Origin of the sequence: Petrotoga miotherma DSM 10691 (assembly GCF_002895605.1) — a bacterium.
GTDB lineage: Bacteria > Thermotogota > Thermotogae > Petrotogales > Petrotogaceae > Petrotoga > Petrotoga miotherma.
The window spans coordinates 1-25,444 of record NZ_AZRM01000020.1 but is presented as its reverse complement, the minus strand read 5'-3'; the positions used below and the strand labels follow the sequence as shown (position 1 = coordinate 25,444).

Annotated in this window: 24 protein-coding genes; 20 read left to right on the top strand and 4 right to left on the bottom strand. The window is 35.0% G+C overall.

The annotated features are described in order from the left end of the window. Positions 1–156: 156 nt before the first annotated feature. Both nusA and X928_RS04135 read right to left on the bottom strand, forming a co-directional pair. The gene (gene nusA, locus X928_RS04140) at positions 157–1,182 is read right to left on the bottom strand and encodes a transcription termination factor NusA (RefSeq protein WP_103078630.1); all 1,026 of its coding nucleotides are present in this window, start codon (positions 1,180–1,182) and stop codon (positions 157–159) included. Between the two features lie 29 nt (positions 1,183–1,211). Then, the gene (locus X928_RS04135; RefSeq protein ID WP_103078629.1) at positions 1,212–1,685 is read right to left on the bottom strand and encodes a ribosome maturation factor RimP; all 474 of its coding nucleotides are present in this window, start codon (positions 1,683–1,685) and stop codon (positions 1,212–1,214) included. Positions 1,686–2,015: 330 nt separating this feature from the next. Here X928_RS04135 and X928_RS04130 point away from each other — a divergent pair, with 330 nt between their 5' ends. The 20 genes from X928_RS04130 to X928_RS04035 all read left to right on the top strand — a co-directional run bounded on the left by X928_RS04130 (position 2,016) and on the right by X928_RS04035 (position 23,981). Further along, positions 2,016–2,780, top strand: coding sequence for a TIGR00266 family protein (locus X928_RS04130; RefSeq protein WP_103078628.1), 765 nt, complete (start codon positions 2,016–2,018; stop codon positions 2,778–2,780). Positions 2,781–2,992: 212 nt separating this feature from the next. Further along, on the top strand, positions 2,993–3,877 hold the full coding sequence (phaZ, locus tag X928_RS04125) for an intracellular short-chain-length polyhydroxyalkanoate depolymerase (protein WP_103078627.1): 885 nt from the start codon (positions 2,993–2,995) through the stop codon (positions 3,875–3,877). A 154-nt stretch (positions 3,878–4,031) separates the two neighbouring features. After that, positions 4,032–5,033: a 3-oxoacyl-ACP synthase gene (locus X928_RS04120; RefSeq protein WP_169926302.1), complete on the top strand. Its 1,002-nt coding sequence runs from the start codon at positions 4,032–4,034 to the stop codon at positions 5,031–5,033. 35 nt (positions 5,034–5,068) lie between these two features. Then, complete coding sequence (gene fabG / locus X928_RS04115; RefSeq protein WP_103078625.1) at positions 5,069–5,812, top strand: 3-oxoacyl-[acyl-carrier-protein] reductase; 744 nt, start codon at positions 5,069–5,071, stop codon at positions 5,810–5,812. Between the two features lie 95 nt (positions 5,813–5,907). Then, entirely contained in the window at positions 5,908–7,224 is a 1,317-nt protein-coding gene (locus X928_RS04110) for an acetyl-CoA hydrolase/transferase family protein (RefSeq protein WP_103078624.1), read from the top strand. A gap of 94 nt (positions 7,225–7,318) precedes the next feature. Continuing rightward, positions 7,319–8,530, top strand: a complete 1,212-nt coding sequence (locus X928_RS04105) for an acetyl-CoA C-acetyltransferase (protein ID WP_103078623.1) — start codon at positions 7,319–7,321, stop codon at positions 8,528–8,530. A 5-nt stretch (positions 8,531–8,535) separates the two neighbouring features. Further along, the gene (locus tag X928_RS04100; protein WP_103078622.1) at positions 8,536–9,765 is read left to right on the top strand and encodes an ABC transporter substrate-binding protein; all 1,230 of its coding nucleotides are present in this window, start codon (positions 8,536–8,538) and stop codon (positions 9,763–9,765) included. Positions 9,766–9,838: 73 nt separating this feature from the next. Beyond that, positions 9,839–10,768: a branched-chain amino acid ABC transporter permease gene (locus X928_RS04095; RefSeq protein WP_103078621.1), complete on the top strand. Its 930-nt coding sequence runs from the start codon at positions 9,839–9,841 to the stop codon at positions 10,766–10,768. Beyond that, positions 10,765–11,688: a branched-chain amino acid ABC transporter permease gene (locus X928_RS04090; RefSeq protein ID WP_103078620.1), complete on the top strand. Its 924-nt coding sequence runs from the start codon at positions 10,765–10,767 to the stop codon at positions 11,686–11,688. The genes X928_RS04095 and X928_RS04090 overlap by 4 nt, the downstream gene beginning before the upstream one ends. A 152-nt stretch (positions 11,689–11,840) precedes the next feature. Next, positions 11,841–12,557 (top strand): ABC transporter ATP-binding protein, encoded by a 717-nt coding sequence (locus X928_RS04085; RefSeq protein ID WP_103078619.1) that lies wholly within the window; start codon positions 11,841–11,843, stop codon positions 12,555–12,557. After that, positions 12,557–13,264, top strand: coding sequence for an ABC transporter ATP-binding protein (locus tag X928_RS04080; RefSeq protein WP_103078618.1), 708 nt, complete (start codon positions 12,557–12,559; stop codon positions 13,262–13,264). The genes X928_RS04085 and X928_RS04080 overlap by 1 nt, the downstream gene beginning before the upstream one ends. Positions 13,265–13,298: 34 nt before the next feature. Next, a complete protein-coding gene (locus tag X928_RS04075) occupies positions 13,299–15,299 on the top strand; it encodes a methyl-accepting chemotaxis protein (RefSeq protein ID WP_103078617.1) in 2,001 nt (666 codons plus the stop codon). 114 nt (positions 15,300–15,413) lie between these two features. Continuing rightward, on the top strand, positions 15,414–16,637 hold the full coding sequence (locus tag X928_RS04070) for an acetate kinase (protein WP_103078616.1): 1,224 nt from the start codon (positions 15,414–15,416) through the stop codon (positions 16,635–16,637). Between the two features lie 53 nt (positions 16,638–16,690). After that, a complete protein-coding gene (locus X928_RS04065) occupies positions 16,691–17,902 on the top strand; it encodes an ABC transporter substrate-binding protein (protein WP_103078615.1) in 1,212 nt (403 codons plus the stop codon). 61 nt (positions 17,903–17,963) lie between these two features. Next, positions 17,964–18,719 carry an ABC transporter ATP-binding protein gene (locus X928_RS04060; protein ID WP_103078614.1) on the top strand — a complete coding sequence of 252 codons (756 nt, stop codon included), beginning with the start codon at positions 17,964–17,966 and terminating at the stop codon, positions 18,717–18,719. After that, positions 18,712–19,404, top strand: coding sequence for an ABC transporter ATP-binding protein (locus X928_RS04055; protein WP_169926301.1), 693 nt, complete (start codon positions 18,712–18,714; stop codon positions 19,402–19,404). Before X928_RS04060 ends, X928_RS04055 begins: the two co-directional genes overlap by 8 nt. A 16-nt stretch (positions 19,405–19,420) precedes the next feature. Then, positions 19,421–20,302: a branched-chain amino acid ABC transporter permease gene (locus X928_RS04050; protein WP_169926300.1), complete on the top strand. Its 882-nt coding sequence runs from the start codon at positions 19,421–19,423 to the stop codon at positions 20,300–20,302. Beyond that, on the top strand, positions 20,299–22,023 hold the full coding sequence (locus tag X928_RS04045) for an alpha/beta fold hydrolase (RefSeq protein ID WP_103078611.1): 1,725 nt from the start codon (positions 20,299–20,301) through the stop codon (positions 22,021–22,023). Before X928_RS04050 ends, X928_RS04045 begins: the two co-directional genes overlap by 4 nt. 18 nt (positions 22,024–22,041) lie before the next feature. Further along, complete coding sequence (locus X928_RS04040; protein ID WP_103078610.1) at positions 22,042–23,172, top strand: TetR/AcrR family transcriptional regulator; 1,131 nt, start codon at positions 22,042–22,044, stop codon at positions 23,170–23,172. Between the two features lie 17 nt (positions 23,173–23,189). Then, positions 23,190–23,981, top strand: coding sequence for an alpha/beta fold hydrolase (locus X928_RS04035; protein ID WP_103078609.1), 792 nt, complete (start codon positions 23,190–23,192; stop codon positions 23,979–23,981). A gap of 31 nt (positions 23,982–24,012) precedes the next feature. Here X928_RS04035 and msrA read toward each other — a convergent pair whose 3' ends face one another. Together msrA and X928_RS04025 are read right to left on the bottom strand one after the other, a co-directional pair. Next, positions 24,013–24,534: a peptide-methionine (S)-S-oxide reductase MsrA gene (msrA, locus tag X928_RS04030; RefSeq protein ID WP_103078608.1), complete on the bottom strand. Its 522-nt coding sequence runs from the start codon at positions 24,532–24,534 to the stop codon at positions 24,013–24,015. 19 nt (positions 24,535–24,553) lie between these two features. Beyond that, positions 24,554–25,393, bottom strand: a complete 840-nt coding sequence (locus tag X928_RS04025; protein ID WP_245857171.1) for a M55 family metallopeptidase — start codon at positions 25,391–25,393, stop codon at positions 24,554–24,556. Positions 25,394–25,444: the final 51 nt, after the last annotated feature.

Below are 25,444 nucleotides of genomic sequence, written 5' to 3'. Positions count from 1 at the left end.
GTGTGAGAGTAGGTATCGCCCCCTCACTTTTTTTAAAAGTAATATATTTTGATTTATTTGTATCTTCTCACCCCTAAAAAAATACCGCATCAGTCAGTTAGATGCGGTATTTTTATTTGTGCGCCCAGCATGCGCACTCCCACCCGATTTGTGTGCTTATTTCAATGAGTGTATATCAATTTTCCATCCGGTAATTTTTGCTGCCAATCTAGCGGTTTGACCGCCCTTTCCCACAGCTAAAGAAAGTTGATTCTCAGGGACGTAAACAAAAGCGGTTCTTTCGTCTTCGTTAAGAATTATATTTTTTACTTCAGCAGGGGCAAGAGCGTGCTTTATAAAAATTTTAGGATCTTCTGAATATTCTATAATATCTACTTTTTCATTTTTTAATTCTTTTAGTAACTCACTAATTCTTGAGCCTTTTTCACCGATACAAGCACCTACAGGATCAACTCCTGGCATGGAACTAACAACAGCAACTTTAGTCCGTATTCCGGGTTCCCTGACTATTTTTACAATTTTTATGATCCCTTCTTCTATCTCGGGTACGATAGATGATAGTAGTTCTGTAATGAGTTCAGGTACAGTTCTTGAAACCATAATTTTTGGGCCTTTTGATGTGTTTTGAATGTTTTTTATATAAACTTTTACAAGTTCTCCGCTTTTAAAAGTTTCTCCAGGAATTGTCTCTTTCATAGGGAGTTTAGTCTCTAATTTTCCTATTCTAATGTCAATATATTCATCACTGACTTTAATTATTTCAGCGGTTGAAATCCTATTTTTTAAAGCTACATATTTATCAAACAAGTTTTTCTTTTCTAGTTCCTTCAAATTTTGAAGTATAACTTGTTTTGCTGTTTGAGCGGCAACTCTTCTAAAGTCCTTTTTAAGATTGATCTTTTTTCTTACCATTTCACCTATTTCTATTTTTGGATTAATTTTTTTAGCTTCATCCAAAGAAATTTCTTCTTTAGGGTTTTCAACTTTTTCAACGACTTTCCATAATTGAAAAACATTCAATTTTGTTAAGTTTTTATCGATTTCAATTTCAACATTTTTTGCCCCATAATTTTTTTTGTATGCACTTTTAATAGATTTAGCTATAATATCGACCAACGAGTCCCTACTTATACCTTTATCTCTTTCCAAGGCGTCTAAAGCTTCTAATAGGTTTAAATTCAATGTTCTACACCTCCTATATCTTTCAAATTTTACAATTCAATTTCTAAATTTGCTTTATCTATTTCGTTTAAATCAATGTTGAATAATTTTCCAGAATCTTTTTCAGTAATTTTAATCTGATCTTCCAATATATCGTCAATATAACCAATTACTACAGGATGTTTCTTTTCTTTTCCTTTTAAAATGAATTTTGCTAATTTTCCTTTGAATCTTTCGTAATCTGCTTTGCCTCTCAATTTTCTATCGAGTCCAGGGGAACTAACTACTAACTCATAACTCTTGTCAAAGAGATCAATTTCGTCTAACCAAGGGTCGAAAGCTTTGGAAAACCTTTCACAATCTCCTATGGACACATATCCGTCTGCTTTATCGATAACAATCTCTAGAATTTTATTTTTATTACTACCTTTAATTAAAATATCAAAAATTTCAACATCCAACTTAGAAGCAACGTTATCGGCTTTTTCCCAAATTAGCTGTTTAATCTCCTTGTTGGTTAACATGGCATTCACTCCTTTCGATTCAAAAATTATTTTTTATAAAAAAGCTCGAGGGCGAAAAGCCCTCGGCACTCATTTTGTTAATTAATTTTCTCTTAATTACCATTAATATTATAACATAAAAAAAATAAAAATCAAGACCATTTAAAAAATTCTATTTTTAATTTTTTATATAAATAAATTATAATATGAAAGAATTAAAACCTCTGCGGGGGAACGGGCAAAATCTTCTACTCTTCCTTATGGATGGGAGCGGGGCTAAGGGGCGCTATATATCGAGTTTTCAAAATTTCTAAAGACAACAAATTTTGAAATTTAAGGAGGATTTAGAAAATGGCTGATATGGTAGATTACAAAATCTATGGTGATGATATGCAACTAGTGGAAATTGAGCTTGACCCAGGAGAAGGTATTAGGGCTGAAGTTGGCGCTATGATGTATATGGAAGAAGGAATAGCGATGCAAACCAACACAGGTGGGGGTCTTTTCATAGGCTTGAAAAGAATGATGACCGGAGAAAGCTTTTTTATAACAAACTTTGTACAAAGTGGGGAAGGCAAGGGGCATGTTGCTTTTGGAGCTCCTTATCCGGGTAAGATTGTACCGATCGATTTAATAGAGTTCAATGGGACTTTTATATGTCAAAAGGACAGTTTTTTATGTGCAGCAAATGGGATAGAAATAGAAGTAGAATTTACTAAAAGGATCGGCACAGGGTTATTTGGTGGAGAAGGTTTCATTCTTCAAAGGTTAGAAGGGCATGGAATGGCTTTTATTCATGCAGGGGGGGCTTTAATCGAAAGGCAGTTACAACCTGGTGAAATTTTAAAAGTAGACACTGGTTGTGTAGTAGGTTTTTCAAGAACTGTGAATTATGATGTTCAGTTTATAGGGGGTTTTAGAAATTCACTTTTTGGTGGGGAAGGCTTGTTCATAGCAAGACTCAAGGGTCCAGGGACAATTTATCTACAAAGTCTTCCATTTTCAAGACTTGCAGACAGAATAAACGCTGCAGCAAAGTATCAAAACAAGGGTGAAAATAGAAATATGGGCAGAGGCTTTATTGGTGGATTGTTCAACGATGATCAAAGATTTTGAATTACGGAGATACCAATAATGAAATAAAATTAATTTATTTACAAATTTACAGTAAAGATGAGAATTTTTTACTTAATCAGGTTTAATTACCTATAATTACTTTTAATCAACTATAATCACTGTTAATTGGATTTGGAATTTAGGTAAAAAATGTATATACTAATAGTGAGAGATGATTCACTTATTAAAATTTATAAAGGAAGTGATTAAAAGTGGATATACTTTTAAAAAAAATAGAACTTCCAAATGGTGAAACTTTGGGCTATAGATACAAACAAGGTGGAGGAAAGACTTTGCTCTTGATCCACGGAAATATGACTTCCTCAAAGCATTGGGATGTTTTTATGGAAGCTTTTGATTCAGATTACACTATTTATGCCCCTGATCTAAGAGGATTTGGTATCTCAACTTATAACAATCCTATCGACTCTCTTGATGATTTTAAGGAGGACTTAAAATTATTCGTAGATAAATTGGGCTTGTCAAAATTTGATCTTATGGGATGGTCAACAGGCGGGGGAGTTTGCATGATTTTTGTCGCGGATTATCCAAGCTATGTTGGTAAATTAATACTAATGGAATCCGTTGGAACAAGAGGTTATCCTATATTGAAAAAAGATGAAAAAGGTAAGCCGATAAAAGGTGAATTTTTGAAAACTAAAGAAGAAATAGCTCAAGATCCTGTTCAGGTAGTTCCCATTTTGAATGCATATAACAATAAGGACAAAGATTTTCTTAAAATAGTTTGGGAAGCAACTATTTATACACATAATAAGCCAGAACCCCAAAAATACGAAGAATATTTGGATGATATGTTAACCCAGAGGAATTTGGTTGATGTGGATTATGCTTTGGCAACTTTCAATATAAGTGATGATTATAACGGGATAAAGCAAGGTGATGGTAGAGCCAAAAGTATAAAATGCCCTACTTTGATATTGTGGGGAGAAAATGATTTAGTAGTTCCAGAACAAATGGCTCTTGATATACAAAACGATATAGGAGAAAACGCCAAACTAATTTATTTAAAAAATTGTGGGCACTCCCCGTTAGTAGATGATCTACATCAATTGATAAAAGTTGTAAAAAATTTTTAAATTATGTGAGAAATGATTCATATGTTATATTTGGAGACTTAAAAATAAAATAATTTCAAAAATAAGATTTTGATTTTAAAAAAGTAACAGGCCGCAAAAGCAAGTTTAGAGTTTCTAAAGGTACTAAATGTTAGATTTTAAAGGAGGAAATGGAATGAATGTAGGAATAATGGGGTTAGGGGTTTACATACCTGACAATTACATTTATGCCGAGGAGATAGCTAAGAGAACTAATATTCCACAATGGGTTATAGAAGAAAAGTTTGGTATTTTAAAAAAACCCATCCCTGGTCCTGAAGATACAACAAGTTATATGGGCATTCAAGCAGCTAAAGAGGCTATCAAAGACGCAGGTATAGATCCAAAAGATATAGATTTAGTCATATGGAATGGTGGCCAACACAAAGATTATCCATGCTGGCTTGCCAGCCTAAAAGTCGCTCATGAGATTGGAGCCACTCGTGCATGGGGATTTGATATGGAGGCAATGTGTGGATCGATGATGGTGGGAATGGAGACAGCAAAATCCCTTATGATGAATAATGATAATTTGAACACCGTATTACTTGTAAGTGGTTACAGAAATGGTGATCTGATCAATTATGAAGTTCCAGAAACCTCTTTTATGTTCGATATTGGAGCTGGAGGGGCAGCTTTGATATTAAGAAAGAATTTAAACAAGAATTTGATTTTGGGATCCGCTTTTAGAGGGGATGGTTCTTTTTCAGAGCAATGTGTAATAGAAGTAGGAGGAACCAAAAAATGGCCAATGAAGCCAGAAGACGCAAATAAGTATTACTTTACTGTAAGAGACTCCGAAAAATTTAAAGCAAATTTGAGTGAAAAAACTATGCCGAACTTTTATGGAGTAATCAGAGATTCTTTAAAAAAGTCTGGATATAGTGAAAAAGATATTGGATACCTAGCCATTCTTCACTTTAAGAGATCTGCTCATGAGGCTGTTTTGGAAGAATTGGGCTTGAAAGAAGAACAAACAACTTATCTTGAAAATTACGGTCATATTGGACAAAACGACCAGGTGCTCTCTATGAAGTTGGCTTTAAAGGAAGGGAAACTCAACCTTGGTGACATCGTTGTTATGGTGGGAGCAGGTATAGGTTTTGTTTGGGCCGCAACCACTGTAAAGTGGGGTTAAATAGAAAAATATCACTTAAGTGAGGTGGAATATTAATGGATAGAATGAAAGACAAAGTTTGTGTAGTTACAGGAGGAGGCAGAGGAATAGGGAAAAGTATCGTTGAGAAATTTGCTGAAGAAGGAGCAAAGATTGTTTTTGCTTTAGACATGAACCAAGAAATTCTTTCTCAGTTGCAGAATCAATTGGGAGAGAATGTTAGAGGTTATCTATTGAACGTAACTGATAGACCTGCTATAGAAGAATTTGTAAAAAAAGTAAAAGAAGAGTTTGGAAGAATCGATGTACTTGTTAACAATGCTGGTATAACCAAGGACGCTTTGATAGGGAAAATGCAAGAAGAAGATTGGGATAAGGTCATTGAAGTAAATTTGAAAGGTGTTTTCAATATGACACAATTTGTTTCAAATCTTATGTTAGAAAATGGAAAGGGAAGTATAGTGAATATATCTTCAATCGTGGGTGAAAGAGGGAATGTTGGTCAAACTAACTATGCAGCTTCAAAAGGTGGAGTTATATCTATGACCTATACTTGGGCTAAGGAATTTGCAAGGAAAGGTGCGAATATTAGGGTTAACGCGGTTGCTCCTGGATTCATTAAAACTCCAATGACAGAAAAAATTCCAGAAAAGGTATTAGAAAGCATAAAATCAAAGATAACTTTAGGGAGAATGGGAGAACCAGAAGAAGTGGCGAATGCAGTATTATTTTTAGCTTCTGATGAGGCTTCTTATGTAACTGGTCACATTTTGGATGTAAACGGGGGAACCGTTCTTTAATTTTTATAGATATTTGAGAAATAAATTTATTTTTAAAAAGGATATAGTCTGGAGTCCGACAGTATAAAATTTATGATTTAGGAGGTACTTTCAGAATGTGGAAAGAAAAATATAAGCAAAAATTAATGTCAATTGATGATGCGATATTAAGCCTGCCGAAAAGAGTTTCGGTGGTTGTGAGTATGGCTGCAGCTGAGGGCCAAGGCTTTTTAAAAAATATCCATAAATTTAAAGATCATTTTGAAAAAATAAAAGTAATAACTTGTTTAGATATGGGATATTATGAGTTCTTTTTGAACAAAGAATATGAAGGTATTTTTGAGTTACAAACATGGTTCTATTCAGAACCTACGAGAAAATCCAAGCATGAAGATAAATTAAAAATATTGGATTATATACCCAATAATCTTCATATGGCAGGATTAGACAAGGTTATGGCTGAAAAAGAGGAAGGAAATACCTTGGTATTTTGGGGAACTTCGACCCCTATGCAAGAAAAAACAGGATACTTTAATTTAGGTATCTCTAATGTGTATGAAAAAGATTTAGCAGAAAATGCGGATATAGTTATAATGGAGGTCAATGAAAAAATGCCATATGTGCATGGGGACACCGAATGGCATATAAACAATGTAAATGTTGTTGTTGAGTCGAATTGGGAAATTCCTGAAATACCTATTTCAGAACCAAAAGAAGAAGAAAATAAGATTGCTCAGTACATAGCAGACATCATAGAAGACGGTTCAACCTTACAGATAGGGATAGGTGGAATACCCAATGCGGTGGCAAAATTACTTGAGACAAAAAAAGATTTGGGGATTCACACTGAAATGCTTACAGAATCAATGATAGATCTCTTTGAAAAAGGCGTAATAACAAATATGAGGAAGACCCTTTGGAAAGGGAAATTTGTAATAGCTTTTGCTCTAGGCACAAAGAGAATGTATGACTTTGTCGACGATAATCCTGGTATTCTTGAGCTCAGAGGGAGATTTGTTAATGATCCTTACTTTGTCTGTCAGAATGACAAAATGGTAAGCTTAAACACAGCAATTTCACTAGATTTGACGGGACAAGTTGTTTCAGAAGCAATAGGGACCAAACAGTTTTCTGGAACAGGAGGCCAGTTGGACACGCATAGAGGGGCTATAAAAAGCAAAAATGGGAAAGGTATCATAGCCCTACGATCCACGGCAAAAAAAGGCACCATTTCAACGATAGTGCCACTACTTCCACTGGGAGCTCCAGTTACTGTTCCAAGGCAGGATTTGGATTATGTTGTAACAGAATGGGGAGTAGCTCATTTGAGAGGTAGAAGCGCAGGTGAAAGGGCTAAGAAATTAATTTCAATATCTCATCCAGATTTTAGAAAGGAATTAGAACAGGAAGCAATAAAGATGGGGTTGATATAAAACTTAGACACTTGGAACCTCCCCTCTTCATCCGGATAGGATAATGGTTAAGGTAGAACCAAACAGTAATAAGACTATACAGGAGGTAGAAACAATGAATAAAGTTTATATAATATCTGCAAAAAGAACAGCCATTGGTACTTTTGGTGGAACACTTAAAGATATTCCTGCAACCAAATTGGGAGCAGAAGTTGTGAAAGGGGTGCTACAAGAAGCTCAAGTAAATTCAGAAAATGTTGATGAGGTCATTGTTGGCAATGTTTTGATGGCGGGTCAAGGCATGGGCCCGGGAAGACAAGTTTCCATATATGCAGGGATTCCAGAAGACAAGCCAGGCTACGCAGTTAATATGTTATGTGGAAGCGGTATGAAAAGCATAATGATCGGTGCTACGGATATTAAAACAGGCGACGCCGACCTTGTTGTGGCGGCAGGCATGGAGAGTATGTCAACCGCTCCTTACCTTTTGTCATCCAAGACTAGATTTGGAAGCAAATTTGGATCATTTGAAGTTCAAGATCATATGATATTAGACGGGCTCACCGATGTTTTTAATAACTACCATATGGGGGTAACTGCAGAAAACATCGCCAAAAAACACAATATTTCTCGTGAAGAGCAAGATGATTTTGCTTATACGAGCCAAATGAGAGCTAAAGAAGCTATAGAATCAGGAAAATTTAAAGATGAAATAATACCAATCGAAGTAAAAAGAAAAAAAGAAACGGTTCTTTTTGATCAAGACGAACATCCAAGATTTGATACAACGAAAGAAAAACTAGCCAGTCTTAAACCTGCTTTTGTAAAAGATGGAACCGTAACAGCTGGAAATGCTTCGGGAATAAACGATGGTGCAAGTGCGGTTTTATTAGCTTCAGAAAGGGCTGTTGAAAAATACGGGTTAAAACCAATAGCAGAATTAGTTGGTTACAATCAGGCGGCTGTAGACCCTGCTTACATGGGTTTAGGTCCAGTTCCGGCAGTAAAAGGCCTTTTAGAAAAGATCAAAATGGATATAACAGATATGGAATTAATCGAACTAAACGAAGCTTTTGCCGCACAGTCTTTAGGGGTTATAACAGAATTAGGAGATATTGCCGGTAAATCTAAAAGTTGGTTTCTTGAAAGAACCAATGTGAATGGTGGTGCAATTGCCTTGGGTCATCCTATTGGAGCATCCGGGAATAGGATAGTTGTTACACTTCTTTACGAGATGAAAAAACGAAATAGCGAATTTGGTCTGGCATCACTTTGCATTGGTGGAGGAATGGGAACAGCTTTAGTGGTAAAAAATATATGGAGGTGAGAAAGGTGAAAAGAAACATAGGTTTGGTTCTTTTTTTTGTTGTCGTATTTTCGTTGGCGTTTGCAGTAGATCCTATTAAAATCGGAGCTGTAAATCCTTTGGGAGATATAACCGGCAACCAAAGTACAAAGGCTATGAGGTTGGCAGTTAAAGAGATTAACGACGCCGGTGGAGTTTTGGGTAGACCGCTGGAACTTATAGTTATAGATTCAGAGTTAAATCCAGCAAAAGGTGCTGCAGCGATCGAGAGATTAGCAACCGTTGAAAAAGTGGATTTTTTTGTTGGTGGAATGGCTAGTGGTGTACATTTAGCGCAAGTACCTATTCTTAAAAAATACCAAAAGATAACTGTTTGGGCAGGTGCGGCTTCCCATCAAGTTGAATTAGCGATGGGCCCAGATGCAGATTGGTATTTCCATCTTCATCCTTGGGATTATCAACAAGGAGAAGGTTATGGAATAGGTTGGAGAGAAATAGTTCAGGCATATCCAAATGTTGATATTAAAAAAGTCTTTTTGGCGTATGAAGAAGGAGCCTTCGGCACTGACTCATATACAGCTTATTTAGATCTTTATGAGTTAGCAAAAAAAGGAGAAGGTCCATGGCAAGGAATAATGGATGAATTTGAAGGAGCTTCATTCAAAAGTGCCGCCCTTGGAGGGGGAGATTATAGGGCAATGTTGAATCAGGCGATGGCTTTTGATCCGGACCTTTTTGTTTGGGCAGGATACGATGCCGATGCCATACCAATTGTTGCGCAGGCAAAAGAAGTGAATTTCACTCCTGACTTGTTAGTAGGAGCTCCTCCAGGTTGGCCAGCGGACTTTGGGAAAAATCCTTTAGCAGAGAATGTTATTCTTTATGGAATGTGGGCTCCAACTTTAAATGATGTAAGTCCCGTAGCTAAACATTTTTATGATGCTTACGTTGAAATGTGGAATGAAGAACCGGCAACATACTTTGCTCCTCTTGGATATACTAATATTTATTTTTTGGTTGAAGGGATAAAAAAAGCAGGTACCATGGATAAAGAAGCTATCATTTCTGCATTGAGAACTATTGAATATGAATCGCCTTTGGGTGAAGTGTTGAAAATTGAACCAAGCAGAATAATACCAAATCAAGGATTCAAATATCAAAAAATTTTGCAATGGCAAAATGGTAGACAAGAAGTTATTTGGCCTTTAGACCTTGCAACGGCAAAGTTGGCTTATCCTTTCACTTTTGGAAAATAGTAAAGTTAAATTTTTGGAGCATGGGGGATGGAAGGTATTCCTTCCCCTTTTCATTTAAAAAACGGTGGTGATTATGTTGAATGTTCTGCATTTGCGACTTAACAAAACATTTTTAATTTTTCTCGTTTTTCTAGTGGTTATTGCTATTTGGAAGCCCATACCTTTGATCTATGGCCTTCAACGTGGTGGTTTATATTCTTTAATCGGGTTACCTTTGGCTTTGATATTAGGAATCGTTGGTATATTAAACTTAGCTCATGGAGATTTTTTGACTTTAGGTTTATATATAGGTTATATTTTTTTCACTCAATTAGGCTTAGACCCACTTATTTCAGTGTTTCCATTATTTATTATAATGTTTTTATTGGCAATAGGGATTTATCAGATTTCAATAAAATATGTGTTAAAAGCAGGAGAACTGAACCAACTGTTATTAACATTTGGGATATCTATGGTAATTATAGAGCTTATAAAAATAATTTGGACTACACGCCCAAGAAATATTTATACTCCCTATGCTTCTTCATCCATAACAATATCAAATTTCTCTATTGGTATTTATGAATTTCTTTATCCAATAATGGCAATTGGAGTGCTTATCCTTCTTCAACTTTTTTTGAAAAAGACACTTTTAGGGCAAGCAACTAGAGCTGTTGGACAAAACCCAAAAGGTGCTGAAATTGTTGGTATAGATACCAACAAGGTATATCTTATCGTTTTTGCTATAGCTTTTGGAATTATAGGAATTGCTGCGGGAATAATGTTGCCAAGGACATCCATATTCCCCTTGTCAGGGAATGCATATACTTTAAAGTCCTTTGCTTTAGCAGCTATGGCAGGTTTGGGTAATTTAAATGGTATTTTAATCGGTGGAATCACTTTAGGAGTAGTTGAAGCAGTCGTTCAATCGATTCCTGGATACAGTGGCTGGTCAGATTTAGTTTTTTTTGGAGTATTAATTATCGTAATATTAATTAGAGCATACAGGGGGTCAGAGTCATGAAAAAAATCTTAACTCCTTTAATAGCAATTATTGCAATAGGATTATTAATGTTTTTGCCTTTCTATACTGGAGCGTATTTTCTCCATGTAGTTATGACTATTTTAATATATATGACATTATCTTTGAGCTGGGATATGATGTTGAGAACAGGTCAGTTATCCTTTGGAGTAGCAGGTTTTTTTGGGGTAGGTGCTTATGTATCGATAGTTTCCTTTGCGAATTTTGGAATTAACCCTTTATTTAGCATATTCCTTGCAGGGGGTTTTATGGCAGTGATAGCTTGGGCATTAGGATTTGTCGTGCTTAAATTGAGAGGAATTTATTTTGCAATCACCACTTTAGCCTTGACAACGGTCTTTTCTGTTATTATCAGGAATACTCCCCGTTTAACCGGTGGAGCAAGTGGAAAGGTTATACCTAATGTAATATTTCAAGGAGATTCTTCAAAAATATATTGGTTGATATTGACCTTAGCTCTATCGACAATTTTAATTTCTGAAATATTTAGTCGAACAAGGATTCATTTTGCCATCAACTCAATAAGGACAGATGAGATTGTGGCTAAATCGACGGGTATTAATATTTTTAAATATCTGATAATTATCTTTATTATAACAGCAGCCATTCAAGGGGTAACTGGAGCTGTGTACTCTCAACAATACGGTTTTGTTTCTCCCGAAACAACCTTTTCTTTAGATTTTCTCTTATTACCTATGGCAATGGCACTTGTAGGAGGAATATATTCTACCTGGGGCCCAGTTATCGGAGCAATTGTTTTAGGGTTTGCATCTGAATATTTAAAATTAATTATGCCCTATGGTCATCTCATAATTTATGGAATAATCATAATTCTTATAATATTGTTCTTGCCAAAGGGAATATTTGGATCTTTAAAAAACAAAATACAATCTAGTAAGTAGTTATTTTTGTATCTATACTACCCAATCTTTCTCTAAAGTTTCATTTGTCAAGCGTCGTCTTTAAATAATGGACAAACTGAGGATAAAGGGGGCTTAAAACGGTTTTAAAGTTTCTTAAGACAGTTCAGTGTCTTATATAGGAGGAGAACATTATGCAAATAGTATCTACAAAAAAATTAGTGAAAAAATTTGGAGGATTAGTAGCTGTAAATGGTGTCACAATGAGTATAGAAGAAAAAGAAATTTTAGGTATTATTGGACCAAATGGTGCGGGAAAAACCACGTTGGTTAATTTGATAGCTGGTATGTATTATCCCACTGAAGGTGAGATCACATTTGACAATCAGAACATTGAAAAATATCCACCACATATTCGAAACAGAATAGGGCTCTCAAGAACTTTTCAAGTTGTAAGGCCATTGCAAGGGTTTACAGGTTTAGAAAATATTATGGTTGGTGCATTGTTCGGAGCTGGAGAGAACTTAAAACGCGCAAGGGAAACCGCAAATGAAATATGCGATCTTTTGGAATTGGAAAATAGGAACCAACCTATAGATAAATTAACTGTTCTTGACTTAAAAAAAGTGGAAATAGGACGGGCTTTAGCCTCCAAACCAAAAGTTTTATTTTTGGATGAAGTAATGGCTGGGTTAAACTCCGATGAAACATGGCAAATGATCGACTTGGTGAAAAAGCTTAGAGAAAATGGAATAACGATAGCCATAATAGAACATGTAATGGGTGTAATAAAAGAGTTAACAGACAGAGTAATAGTTTTGGAATCTGGAAAAATTATAGCCCAAGGGGTTTATCAGGAAGTTTCAAAAGATCCTAAAGTTATATCTGCTTACTTAGGGGAGGAAGACTGATGCTTGAAATCAAAAATTTGGATTTAAAATATGGAAGAATACAGGTAATCTGGGATTTAACGATGTCAATTTATAACAATGAAGCTGTAGGCATTTTTGGACCGAATGGAGCTGGTAAAACTACCTTAATCAGTTCAATCGTTGGCTTAATAAAACCAGAAAAAGGAGAGCTAATTTTTAAGGGGAATTCATTAAGTGGATTTAAAACTCATGAAATAATAAGAAAAGGGATTTCTTTGGTTCCCCAGGAAAGAGAATTATTTCCTTTTATGACCGTGGAAGAAAATTTAAAATTGGGAGCAGCCTATGTGCCAAATGCAAGGAATAGAATAAGTGAAAATTTGGATTTTGTTTTTGAAATTTTTCCAATATTAAAAGAAAGAATTCATCAGTTAGCTGGCACTATGAGTGGCGGTCAACAAAGAATGTTGGCTATCGGAAGAGCATTAATGGCAAATCCTAAATTGCTAATACTTGATGAGCCTTCATTGGGGTTACAGCCTTCACTTGTTATAGAATTGTTTCAAAAATTAGTAGAGATTAAGAAATCCGGGGTATCGATAATGTTGGCAGAACAGAACGTAAAACAAGGGCTAAAGGTTATTGATAGAGGTTACGTGTTAGAAAACGGGAAAATTGTTATGGAAGATGTTGGCAAGAATCTTGCTAACAGTCCGCACATTCAAAAATCTTATCTTGGGGTATAAATACTTAAAAATAATAGTTTAAGAAGGGATAGAGATGTCTTTTAAAAGTATTGGAAGTAAAATAACGTTGATCATAATCACTACTTTTCTTTTGTTTAGTTTATCTATTTCATACAATATATATTCTTTAATCAATTCTAACAACGCTTTAGAGGAATATAAACTTATGGCCGATCACGTTAATTCTTTCTCTCAAGCTGAATTCAACTTTTTTCAAGCTACAATTAGCTTAAAAGATTACACTAATAGTTTTGAAGAACAAAAGGCCAGTGAGTTTTTAAGTTATATAGGAAGTGTCAAAGACGATTTATCTAATCTTTCAACGTATAATTTAGAAGAGTTACAATCGAATTTGACTAATTACGAATCCCTTTTCAATAAATTAGTTACTTTAAACCAAGAAAAGGATGCCCTTATAGATGAATTTTTAAATCTGGGATCTGAATTAGAGAATAATATGAATGGTTTTATAGAATTATCACAAAAAGTTGGTGGGTCTTCCTCTTTGCCTATATATTCACAAAGAATTTTGCAGTACAAGAACACAATTATTGATTTGTCTACACAATATTTCTCAAGTTTATCGGAGGGAGATAAGAACAATGTAATTAAAGAGTTCGAAAATTTAGACTTGCAACTTTCTACTTTAGGATATAGCATAATAAATCAGGAATTAAATGATGCTTTTTCAGAACTAACCGATATAGTTGCTTCATTCAAAAACACCTTCGATCAAATAGTCACAGCGATAGAATCCCAAGAGCCTATAATCGGGCAGATGGAGCAAGCAAGGGTAGAGATACTGAACCTATTAGAAGAACAAAGAAATAAATTAAAGGTCCAGCAAGACACGTTAGGTCCATCACTCATAGAAGAAAACAACAGGGCTATAACCTTGACAGCCATCTTAACCGTAGTAGCCTTCGTAGTATCGATAATCATGGTCATCTATCTAATAAGGAGTATAACGAAACCACTGTTAGACTTCAAAAACAAGATAAATCAATTCAAAGAAGGAGACTTAACGGTAAACTTTGAAAGTAAAAGCAAAGACGAGATAGGACAGATGGCCAATGCTCTATCAGAAATGAGTAAAGAATTGAGAAGATCCATGGGGTCAATAAGGCAGGCATCAGACAAAGTAGAAAACGCATCAGAAAGTCTAACACGCTCATCACAAGAAAGCAGAAAGAACTCAGAAGAACTCAAAAACCAGATGGACAAGATACAAACAAGTACGGAAGAAACGGCGGGAAACGTAGAAGAAGTAACCTCAGGTGTAGACGAAGTAGCAAGGGCTGCACAAGGTGTATCCCAAGACGCACAAAGACTAAGTGAAGAAGCAGATGAAACGAGTAAAGCTGCAGAAGAAGGAAGCAAAACGATAGAAAGTATAAGTCAAGCGGTGAAAGAAGCGGTAGAAAGGACCAAAGAAAGTCAAAAAGAAGTAGAAACACTTGCAAACAACGCCAAGAACGTACAAAGTATAGTAGAAACGATAAACTCGATAACGGAACAAACGAACCTGTTGGCACTAAACGCAGCGATAGAAGCTGCAAGGGCAGGAGAAGCAGGAAGAGGATTTGCAGTTGTAGCGGATGAGATAAGGAAGTTAGCAGAAGAATCAAGGAATGCAACGGATGAAATATCTGAAATACTAACCAACATAACGCAAGGGACGAACAAAGTGAACGAATCGACGAACAAGGTAGTAGGAACGATAGGGGAAATAAACGAAAAGATGGAGAATGTACAGAAAAGTTTCAACCGGATAAAAGAAAGGATAGAAAGGATGGACCAAGGGATAGAAAACATGACTGCAAGTGCGCAAGAACAAAGTGCAAGTGCGCAAGAGATGAGCACAGCGATGGACAGGGTAGCGAAAGCAGTAACAGAGATAAGGGAACAACTAGAAAGGTCAAGAAGTGTAATAGACGAACAAGTAAAACAAGCGGTAGGGATAAACGAAGAAGCGAAAGAGTTGAGTGAGTTAGCCACAGAGTTAAAAGGATTAGTTGAAAGTTTTAAGATATAAAATAACAAAACCTCCCCATTCCTTATGGGTGGGGAGTGGGGCAAAAGGGCGCTATATATAAAGTTTTAGAGTTTCTAAAGATAGTACCAAAAAATATTAACAGGGGGATTTCGAATGAAAATACTAGTGATCAACTCCGGAAGTTCATCCTTAAAATATCAAATATTAGAAATGGAAAACGAAAGTTGTCTGGTTAAAGGGTTGGTTGAAAGAATAGGAGAACAAGAGTCAGATATTGAGCAAGAAAGCGAAGGAAAAGAGTACAAAAACATAACCAAGATAAAAGACCATGAAGAAGCGTTAAAAAAAGCTATGGAATTGATCACTGATCCTGAATATGGATGTTTAAAAGAATTAGGTGAGATAGATGCGGTTGGGCACAGGGTAGTACATGGAGGAGAAGAGTTTTTCTCTTCCGTACTGATAGATGAAGAAGTTATTAAAGCTATAGAAGATAACGCTGAACTTGCTCCTTTACATAATCCTCCCAATTTGATGGGCATAAAAGCTGCTAAAAAATTATTACCCAAAGTACCCCAAGTAGCGGTATTTGATACATCATTTCATCATTCGATGCCAGAGAAGGCGTACATGTATGGATTACCTTACGAACTTTATCAAAAGTACAAGATAAGGCGGTACGGATTCCATGGAACCAGTCACAGGTACGTATCTAAAAAAGCCTCTGAGATATTAAAAAAAGATATGAAGGAATTAAAGATGATAACGGCACATTTGGGTAACGGTGCATCTTTAGCTGCGATTGACAGAGGAAAAGTGATCGATACATCGATGGGGTTCACACCTTTGGAAGGATTGATAATGGGAACAAGAAGCGGAGATATAGATCCAGGCATCGTTCTTTTCCTTACAAGAAAAGGTTACAGCGTAGATGAAGCGGACGATTTGTTGAACAAAAGAAGTGGTGTTTATGGTTTAAGTGAAATGAGCAACGACATGAGAGATATCCGAAAAGGAATAGAAAATGGGGATAAAAAGGCAAAGTTAGCATATGATGTGTATGTATATCGTTTAGCAAAATACATTGGAAGTTATATAACCGTACTAAAAGGATTAGATGCGTTGGTATTCACAGCAGGGGTGGGAGAAAATGACGAACATGTAAGAATGGATGTCTGTAATTATTTAGACTTCTTTGGAGTTAAAATTGATAAAGAAAAAAATACTTTGTTGAATAGAAAAGAAGGAATTATCTCAACTTCAGACTCCGATGTGGGAATTTTAATAGTAAAAACTGATGAAGAATTAATGATAGCTCAGGATACAAAAAGAATATTTAAAAAGTTTCAAAATGTGGCTAAAAAGATAGAGGTGTAGCTAAGGAAGTGTGGTTTTTATGAAATTTAACTTTATCAAGAGAGGTGAGAAAGGTGAAAAGATTTATTGGTATGGTTTTTGTGGTTTTGATGTTAGTTTCAGGTTTTTCAGAAGTAGGGGTAACTGATGATAAGATCTTAGTAGGTACTTTTCAAGCCATGTCGGGACCTGTTGCACCTATAGGAAGACCGATGGCGCAAGGTATGCAAGCTTATTTTAATTACATCAACGACAACGGTGGCATCTATGGAAGAAAGATTGAGTTAATAGTAGCTGATGATCAGTTCAACCCTGCTAAAACGGTTGTAGAAGTTAGAAGAATGGTTGAGCAAGATGGAGTTTTTTCCATCGTCGGAGGGCTAGGTACTCCAGGTATTTTAGCTGTGCAAGATTATCTGAATGATAACGGGGTTCCCTTTGTTTATCAAGGTGGGGGCTCTATAGAATTTAGTCTTCCGCCGAGAGAGTATATTTTCCCTGTTCAACCTAATTACATAGTAGAAGGGAACATTGTAATGAACTATTTGGTAGAAAAGGGACATGAAAGAATAGCAATCGTTTATAGAAATGCAGAAGATGGTCAAGAGTTTAGCGACTCAGCAGTAGGTACATTAAAAGCCCTGGGGATGGAGCCCGTTGCAAACATAGCAGTAGACCCTTTTAAAAGTGACTTCACGTCTGAAGTAACACGTTTGTTATCTGCTAAACCTGATGCCGTAGCTGTTATGTTGTTCCTTCCCCAATCTGTTGGTTTTGTGCGCCAAGCCAAACAATTTGGGATGACTGATCAAAGGTATCTTTTGACGTATTCAAACGCCGATGTGAGTTATCTACAATTAGCTCAAGAAGCGGGAGACGGTGTTGAGGTAATGGCTTGGGTTGCTGTGGATTTTACAAACCCTGAAGAACCTGCGATAAAAATATGGCAAGAATACTACGAAGGTATTCCTAACGCCTATGCTATTGCTGGTATGATAGCTGCAGAAGTTTTCGTTGAAGGTGTTAAAAGGGCAGGGCCTGATTTGACTAGAGAAGGTTTAGTTTCCGCTTTGGAGACTTTAGACAATTGGAAAGGTAATTATATCACCCTTGGTGACGAAAATCATGGTTTGAGTTATAAGCCGGTGTCCGAAGGCTTTGATTCTCGAATGGGAATGACTTCTATGTATGTTCTAAAATCTGTTTTAACCGAGCAAGGATTAGTTTGGGACTTTGCTTCAAGTTGGATACATTATTCTGTTGAATCGTTGTTAGAAGTTTTATAAATGATTATAAGGGGGAAACACCCCCCTTATAATCTTATAAACACAAATTTGAGGTGAAAGAATGCTTGAAGTCAAAAACGTTACCGTAGCATTTGGCGGTTTAAAGGCTGTTAACGATTTCTCTATGAAATTAGTGCAAGGAAAGATTCATGCTCTTATCGGTCCTAATGGAGCTGGGAAAACAACTTTGTTCAATACAATTACCAGGATAGTTAATCCCCAAAATGGAGATATTTTATTCAAAGGTGAATCTCTTTTAAAATTAGATACCCACGACATAATATATAGAGGCATATCGAGGACTTTTCAAAATTTACAACTTTTTCAGGCTATGAACGTTTTTGAAAACATCTATAGTGGATTAATACACAAATATAATGACTCCCTTTTCTCTGTGGTTTCTAAATCAAAATCGAATTTTGATAAAGAAGCAAGAGATAAGGTTTTAGAAGTGGCTGAGATGTTTGACATAAAAAATAGGCTCGCTTCTTATCCTTCTGGACTCACTTATGGGATGCTAAAAAGAGTTGAAATGGCTAGAGCAGTTATTTCTGATCCAGATCTTCTCTTATTAGATGAACCTGCAGCGGGTTTAAATTATTATGAAACCGAGGAGATAAAAAACATTATACAAATGGTCAATAAAAGAGGGAAGACGATATTGTTGGTGGAACATGATATGAATGTTGTAATGACTGTTTCTGATTTAGTAACCGTTATGAATTTTGGGAAGAAAATTGCTGAAGGAACTCCCGAAGAAGTGTCAAATAACGAAGAAGTAGTAAAAGTGTACTTGGGGGAAGATGAAAATGCTTGAAGTTGAAAATTTAGAAGTTAATTATGGTCATGTAAAGGCGGTAAAAAAAATTTCTTTTTCTGTGAATAAAGGTGAAATAGTTACTATTTTAGGTTCCAATGGAGCAGGTAAAACTTCAACACTTTTTGGAATTTTGAACATAGTTAAATCAAAGGGTAAGGTAATTTTTGAAGGTGAAGATGTAAGTAATAAAAGTACTGTTTATATGGTAAAAAAAGGTATTGTGTTATGTCCCGAAAATAGAAGAATCTTTTCAAGTTTAACAGTGGAAGAAAATTTGAAAATGGGAACCTACTTAAGGGGAGATTATTCGAAAAATTCCAAATATGTTTACGATCTTTTCCCTGTTTTAAAAGAGAGAAAAAAACAAAAAGCAGGTTCATTATCTGGAGGAGAACAACAGATGTTGGCATTGGGCAGGGCGCTTATGGCTTCTCCAAAGTTGTTGATGTTAGATGAGCCTTCCTTGGGATTGGCACCAATAATAATTGATGAAATATACAGTGTATTAAAAACTTTAAAAGAATCCAATATTCCAATTTTGCTCGTGGAACAAAACGCAATAAAATCACTAAAAATAAGTGATAGAGCCTATATATTAGAAAATGGTAACGTTGCACATCAAGGAGTATCCAAGGAAATGTTGAATGATGAGAGATTAAAAAAGTCATATTTGGGGAAATAAGAAAGGAGAGGTAGAATTGCAAATACTCCAAAGCATAATTTCGGGGATTCCACAAGGAGCATTATACGGGCTCACCGCCTTTGGAATAGCTTTGATTTTTAGGACCACAGGGGTTCTAAACTTTGCTCATGGAAATTCAGGAATGTTAGGAAGTTATATTGGTCTTACTGTTTATTTGGTAAGTGGTAATATTATTTTATCTTTAATTTCAGCAGTTTTTTCAGGATTTCTTATTGGTATGGTTATTGAGCGTTTTTTAATGAGACCTTTGAAACATTTGTCTCATGGTGCGATGCTTATGGTTACATTAGGGTTATTGATGGTCATTGAAGGTTTGGTCGTGTTGGTTTGGGGAACGGATTACTTTTCTTATCCAGAATTGTTTTCAGGCAAGCCTTTTATCCTATTTTTAGAAAATGGGGTGCTAGTTATGCCTGCAAACGATGTTGTGATTACTATAATTTGTATTGCTGTAATGTTACTTTTAGCTATGTTTTTAAAGTATACTAAGTTAGGTATAGCTATTAGAGCTCGGTCTCAAGAGGAGGTAGGTTCACTTGTATGTGGGATAGATATTAACCGTGTGGATGCCATTGTTTGGAGTATTGGAATAGCTACTGTTAGTTTGGTAGGAATTATCGCAGCGCCAAAAACTTACATACATCCCAGCATGTTGATAAATATGCAACTGTATGGTATTACAGCAGGTGTTCTTGGAGGTTTTTCGAACCTTTTTGGTGTTATTATAGGTGGGCTAATTTTAGGGGTACTAGAAAAGTTAGTTGGGGTTTATATATCCCCTGATTATCAATTATCTATTATTCTTGTATTGATAATATTAGTTTTGTTATTTAAACCTTCTGGTTTATTTGGGAAAGATTTTGAAGGGAGAGTGTGAGAATAGTGAAAACAGCATTATACACCTTAATAATTGGTTCTCTCCTAGGTTTATTATTTATTTCCAAGTCGTTTTTGTTGTTAGTGTTTTCTAATATAATAATCTTTGCAATAGCAGCTTTAGGTTTAAATGTAATATTTGGGTACACAGGTCAGATCTCTATCGGACATGCTGCTTTTATGGCCATTGGAGCGTATACAAGTGCGTTTTTTACAATGAGTTTAAATATGCCAATATTTCTAAACTTAATTTTCGTTATTCTTTTTTCTGCTTTGTTTGGTATATTAATAGCATTACCAGCTATGAGACTGAAAGGTTTTTATTTAGCTATAGCAACTATGGCATTTGGGATAGCGGTACAAGAGATAATTGCCTCAATGGAGATATTTGGTGGAAGGACCGGAATGAGGAACATCCCTGCTTTTTTTGATTCTGATTTTAATACCTATTTGTTGAATTTGTTTTTTTATAGTCTTTTGGTCTATATAACAAGTTTAATAGTAAAATCTCCTGCAGGAAAGAGATTCAATATGGTACGAGACAGTGAATTGGCTGCCAGAGCGTTCGGTGTGAAGATTGCTAAAGCAAAATTACAAGCCTTTATTATCAGTTCTATATACAGTGGAATAGCAGGTTTTTTATATGCGCATACACTAGGATATATATCTCCTGCAGATTTTGGTTTGAACGTCTCGTTGAATCTTTTAGCAATAGTTATTGTAGGCGGGTTTGCTTCATTAAATGGGGGATTGATTGGTTCTGTTATAATTACAGGTATGCCGTTTTTATTTTCACGAAGCAATTTTCCCATGACTATAATAGTAGGGAGTTTGTTAATAATCTTTGTTTTATTTTTTCCTCGTGGACTTTCTTATGGGTTGAAAATGCTGTATTTCAGATATTTTGAAATTCCTGTTGTGTGGATTACAAAAAAATTTTGGAAGAATAAGAAAAAAGAGGGAAGTTATATTGACATTGATGGAGTAAAATTATATTATGAAGTAAGTGGTGAAGGCATACCTGTTGTTATGATCCATGGTAATTATGCTTCTCACAGATGGTTTGAGAAAGTGAAAAACATTGAAGGTTTTAAGGTCTATACCCCTGATTTGCCAAATTTTGGTTACTCTGATTGGGTGAAAGAAATTCAAATAGATACTTATGCAGAATATATCAAAAAATTTATAGATGTTTTAGGGTTGAATAAGGTTGTTTTAGTTGGTCATTCTTTGGGTGGAGCTGTAGCGATGTCGATAGCTTTTAGATATCCAGAAAAAGTAGAAAAATTAATACTGGTTGATTCCCCTTCTTTAAAGGGTTTGAAGACGCCAGAAGAAAATTATTATGTTCTAAATTTGCTAAAAAACAATAGAACGCTTCTGAAAAATTCTTTAAAGGCAATGGTCCCTTCATCAAAAGATAAAAAATTACTAAATAATCTAACTAACGATGCACTTTTGATGAACCCAAAATGTTTTACTGAAAATGCAAGGGCTTTGGAAAGCTATAACTATGAAGAAATATCTAAAAATTATAGGGGAGAAATATTATTCATTCTTGGGGAAAAAGATACCTTGATAACTAAAAATATGGCTAATGAAGTCATTCAAAATACAAATGGAAAATTAGAAACTATTCCTGATGTCGGACATTCGATTATAATAGAAGAACCAAAAGCATTTATAGATATTTTTAAAAGTTTTACCATGGGTAAAAATTAAAAAACGAAGGAGATAACATTGGATAAAGCCAAAAATAAATCGTATATAAAATTAATGACAGCAGCCAGGGATCTTTTTTCTGAAAAATGGTATGAAACAGTTTCTGTTGTCGAAATCTGTAGGAGAGCCAGATTATCTAATGGGGTCTTTTACAGGTATTTTAAGAACAAAGAGGACATATTTTTTAAATTGTTAAACGAAATAGTAATTTATTATGAAGAGGGTTTTTCTACAATTTCTGGTAAAAGTTTTGAAGACAGGATGGATAAATTTTTAGATACCATTGTTAAATCTGGAGTTGGCGACTACAAAAAAGATATTTTGATTTATCGAGAGGGTCAATATAGATATCCCAAATACGAACAACACTTGAGAGATTTATACGGCAAAGGAGTTTCTTTAGTTTTACTGCGTGAAACGAGTCAGGCGGAACAATTATTTATTTCAGGAATTGCAAGATTTGTCATTATAAGGTATATTTTTAATGGTGTAAGTTATGACAAAACCAAAATTAAAAAGATTATTACCGATGGGATTTTTTACAATGAAATAAAAAATTATTCTTTGATATTTGATGATGAAAATGTAATTTACCCCCATATTCTCAAAGGCGAATCCGCCAGAAGTAAATTATTATCTTCAGGTATTGAACTATTTGGTACGAAGGGATATTATAAAACAGATATTCACGATATCACAAGGAATGCTGGTTATTCAGTGGGGACATTTTATCTTTATTTTGAAAGTAAAGAAGCTTTTTTAGAGGAGATAGTTAAAATAATTGGTAAAAAGACAAGAAGATTCCTTACTATCAATCAAAAGAAGCAATTAAACAGGGCAGAAAACGAGTTAAGGGGGATTTATCTCTTTCTAAAATATTTTGAAAGTAATTCTGAATACTATAAAATCGTAAGAGAATCTGAGTTTATTGTAAAAAAGGCAGCAAATGATTATTATGACAGATTTGAAAAGGGTTATGTTGAGAATCTTGAACGAACAAAAATAGAAGATAAAAAATTGTTAGCTAACAGTCTAATGGGGATAAGCCATTATACAGGGATAGATAGAATTTTCTTGAAAAGAATTAAAGATATAAAATCAGTTTTGAAAGAATTATCAATTTACCTTACACATGGAATACGTATCTAAAAAGGAGTGAGAGATGTATGTATTTGGAGAATCCAGGTATCTATTATGAAATTTATGGAAAAGGAAGGCCGGTGATTATATTAAACGGCATTATGATGAGTACTTCAAGTTGGATGGCACATATAGAGAGATGGCAAAAAAAATTCCAAGTTATTACGTATGATACTCGAGATCAAGGAAAATCCGCAAGAATTACCGACAAACCTTATACTATAGAAGTTCATGTCGAAGATTTAAAGAAATTGATAGACCATTTAGGATTAAAAAAGGTAAATTTAATGGGGGTTTCTTACGGGGCACAAATTGCAGAATTGTTTGCTTTAAAGTATCCTGAAATGATCGACAGATTGGTTCTTTCAAATGCAACCGACCATATAGATAACTATCTTAAGTCCATAGGTCAAGCATGGAAAGTAGCCGCAGAACTTTACGATGGCGAAAAATTCTTTGACATTTCGCTTCCTTATATATACTCTCGTCCATTTTATAACAACAACTACGATTGGCTAATGAACAGAAGGAAGATGTTTAAAGAAACCTTAACTAAAGACTGGTTTGACGGCTTTGTGAGACTTGCCTCGTCTAACGAAATATTTGATATTAGAAATGAAATATCTAATATCACGGCTAAAACTCTTTTCATTTCTGGTGAAGAAGATATAATAACCCCCAAAAGCCACATAATAGAAATGAATAAAAAAGTAAAAAATTCTTTACTAGCAAACTTAGAAAACACAGGCCATGCGCTGTTTTTTGAAAAATTTGAAGAATTTTGTCTACTAGTAGAAGCCTTTTTTAATTACGATTAAAAAAATTAAATTTGAAATTATTCCCCTTATTCTACACTAAGAATTTGATATAATCATTTTGAAAAACTCTTCTTCTGAAGTGGCAATAAGGGGCTTTTCCTGTTTTTTCATAATAATTTTGGTGGTAATCCTCTGCTTTGTAAAATTCTGAAGCTTTAGTTATCTTAGTTACGACTTTCAAACCTCTATTGATTAACTCATCTTTTACTTTTTCCGCGATTGCTTTTTGTTCCTCATTTATGTAAAATATTTCGCTTCTATATTGCTCTCCAATGTCGGGCCCCTGACCGTTTTCTTGACTAAAATCATGAATTTCAAAAAAATATCTGACTAATGATTCGTAGCTTACTATGTTTGGATCGAAAACAATTAAAACAGATTCTGCATGACCTGTTTTTCCACTACAAACCTGTTCATAAGATGGGTTTTCAACAAAACCACCTGTATAACCACTGACTACGTCGATGACACCTTCGATTTTTTTAAACATGTATTCTACTCCCCAAAAACAACCCGCTGCAAAGATTGCTGTATCTGTTGGTATTTTGCTCATTTTAATCACCTCTCATTTTCTATGCTTCACATATATAAGTTATCGCTAAAAGCGCTTCAAAAATCACGCGATAATTGTCGCTGCTTATTTTCACCTTTCTTCCGTCTATTCTTTCTGTTAATGGCATAGATTCGACCATATCAGCTTTCGAAGTGTCAGAAAATTCAACAATCATCTCAATTGGTGAAGTAAAGGTGTAAACATCGAAATATTCTTTGTTTTTATCTATCATTTCATTAGTTGTGCTTTTAATTTCTTCAAGTAATTGTTTCATAGGTTTAAACTCTGCAGAGTATCTGCCTAAGGATCTTTTGGTTTCTACGTAGTATAAACGTTTAAAATATGGGTTCAATTGTTTTTTGAGTTTATCATCCCCAACAACCATTGCCAATGGAACACCAAAACTACCTCCATATGCGGCATTAATCAACGTTTCATTCATTTCTACCTTATTGATCCAAATATTATGAATAGAAGAACTTGAATAAGTGTGATCCATAGTAGAGTATCTCTCTCCTACTCCAGCATGGTAACCGAAAAAGATCATCCTATCGAAAGATTCATCTATACCGGTCATCATATAATATTTTCTTATCCCACCGCTGATTAATTTTACGTTTGGGAATTCTTCTGTGATCTCCCACGGAATGTTGTTCCCTTCCGCATGGGAATCTGACAAAGTGATCTCATGTTCTTTTAACTCTTCTAGCAAAGCTTTTAATTGCCTAACAGCATATGTTTGTTTGTAATCTTTATTATTTTTTGTGACATCGTTCCATTGGGCGACACCCCCAAGCCCTTCAAAATCAAATGAAATGTATATTTTTATAATAATCATCTCCTTATTGATGATTCTCAATGTCTTTAGAACCTATAAAACTATATATAGCGCCCCTTGCCCCGCTCCCCA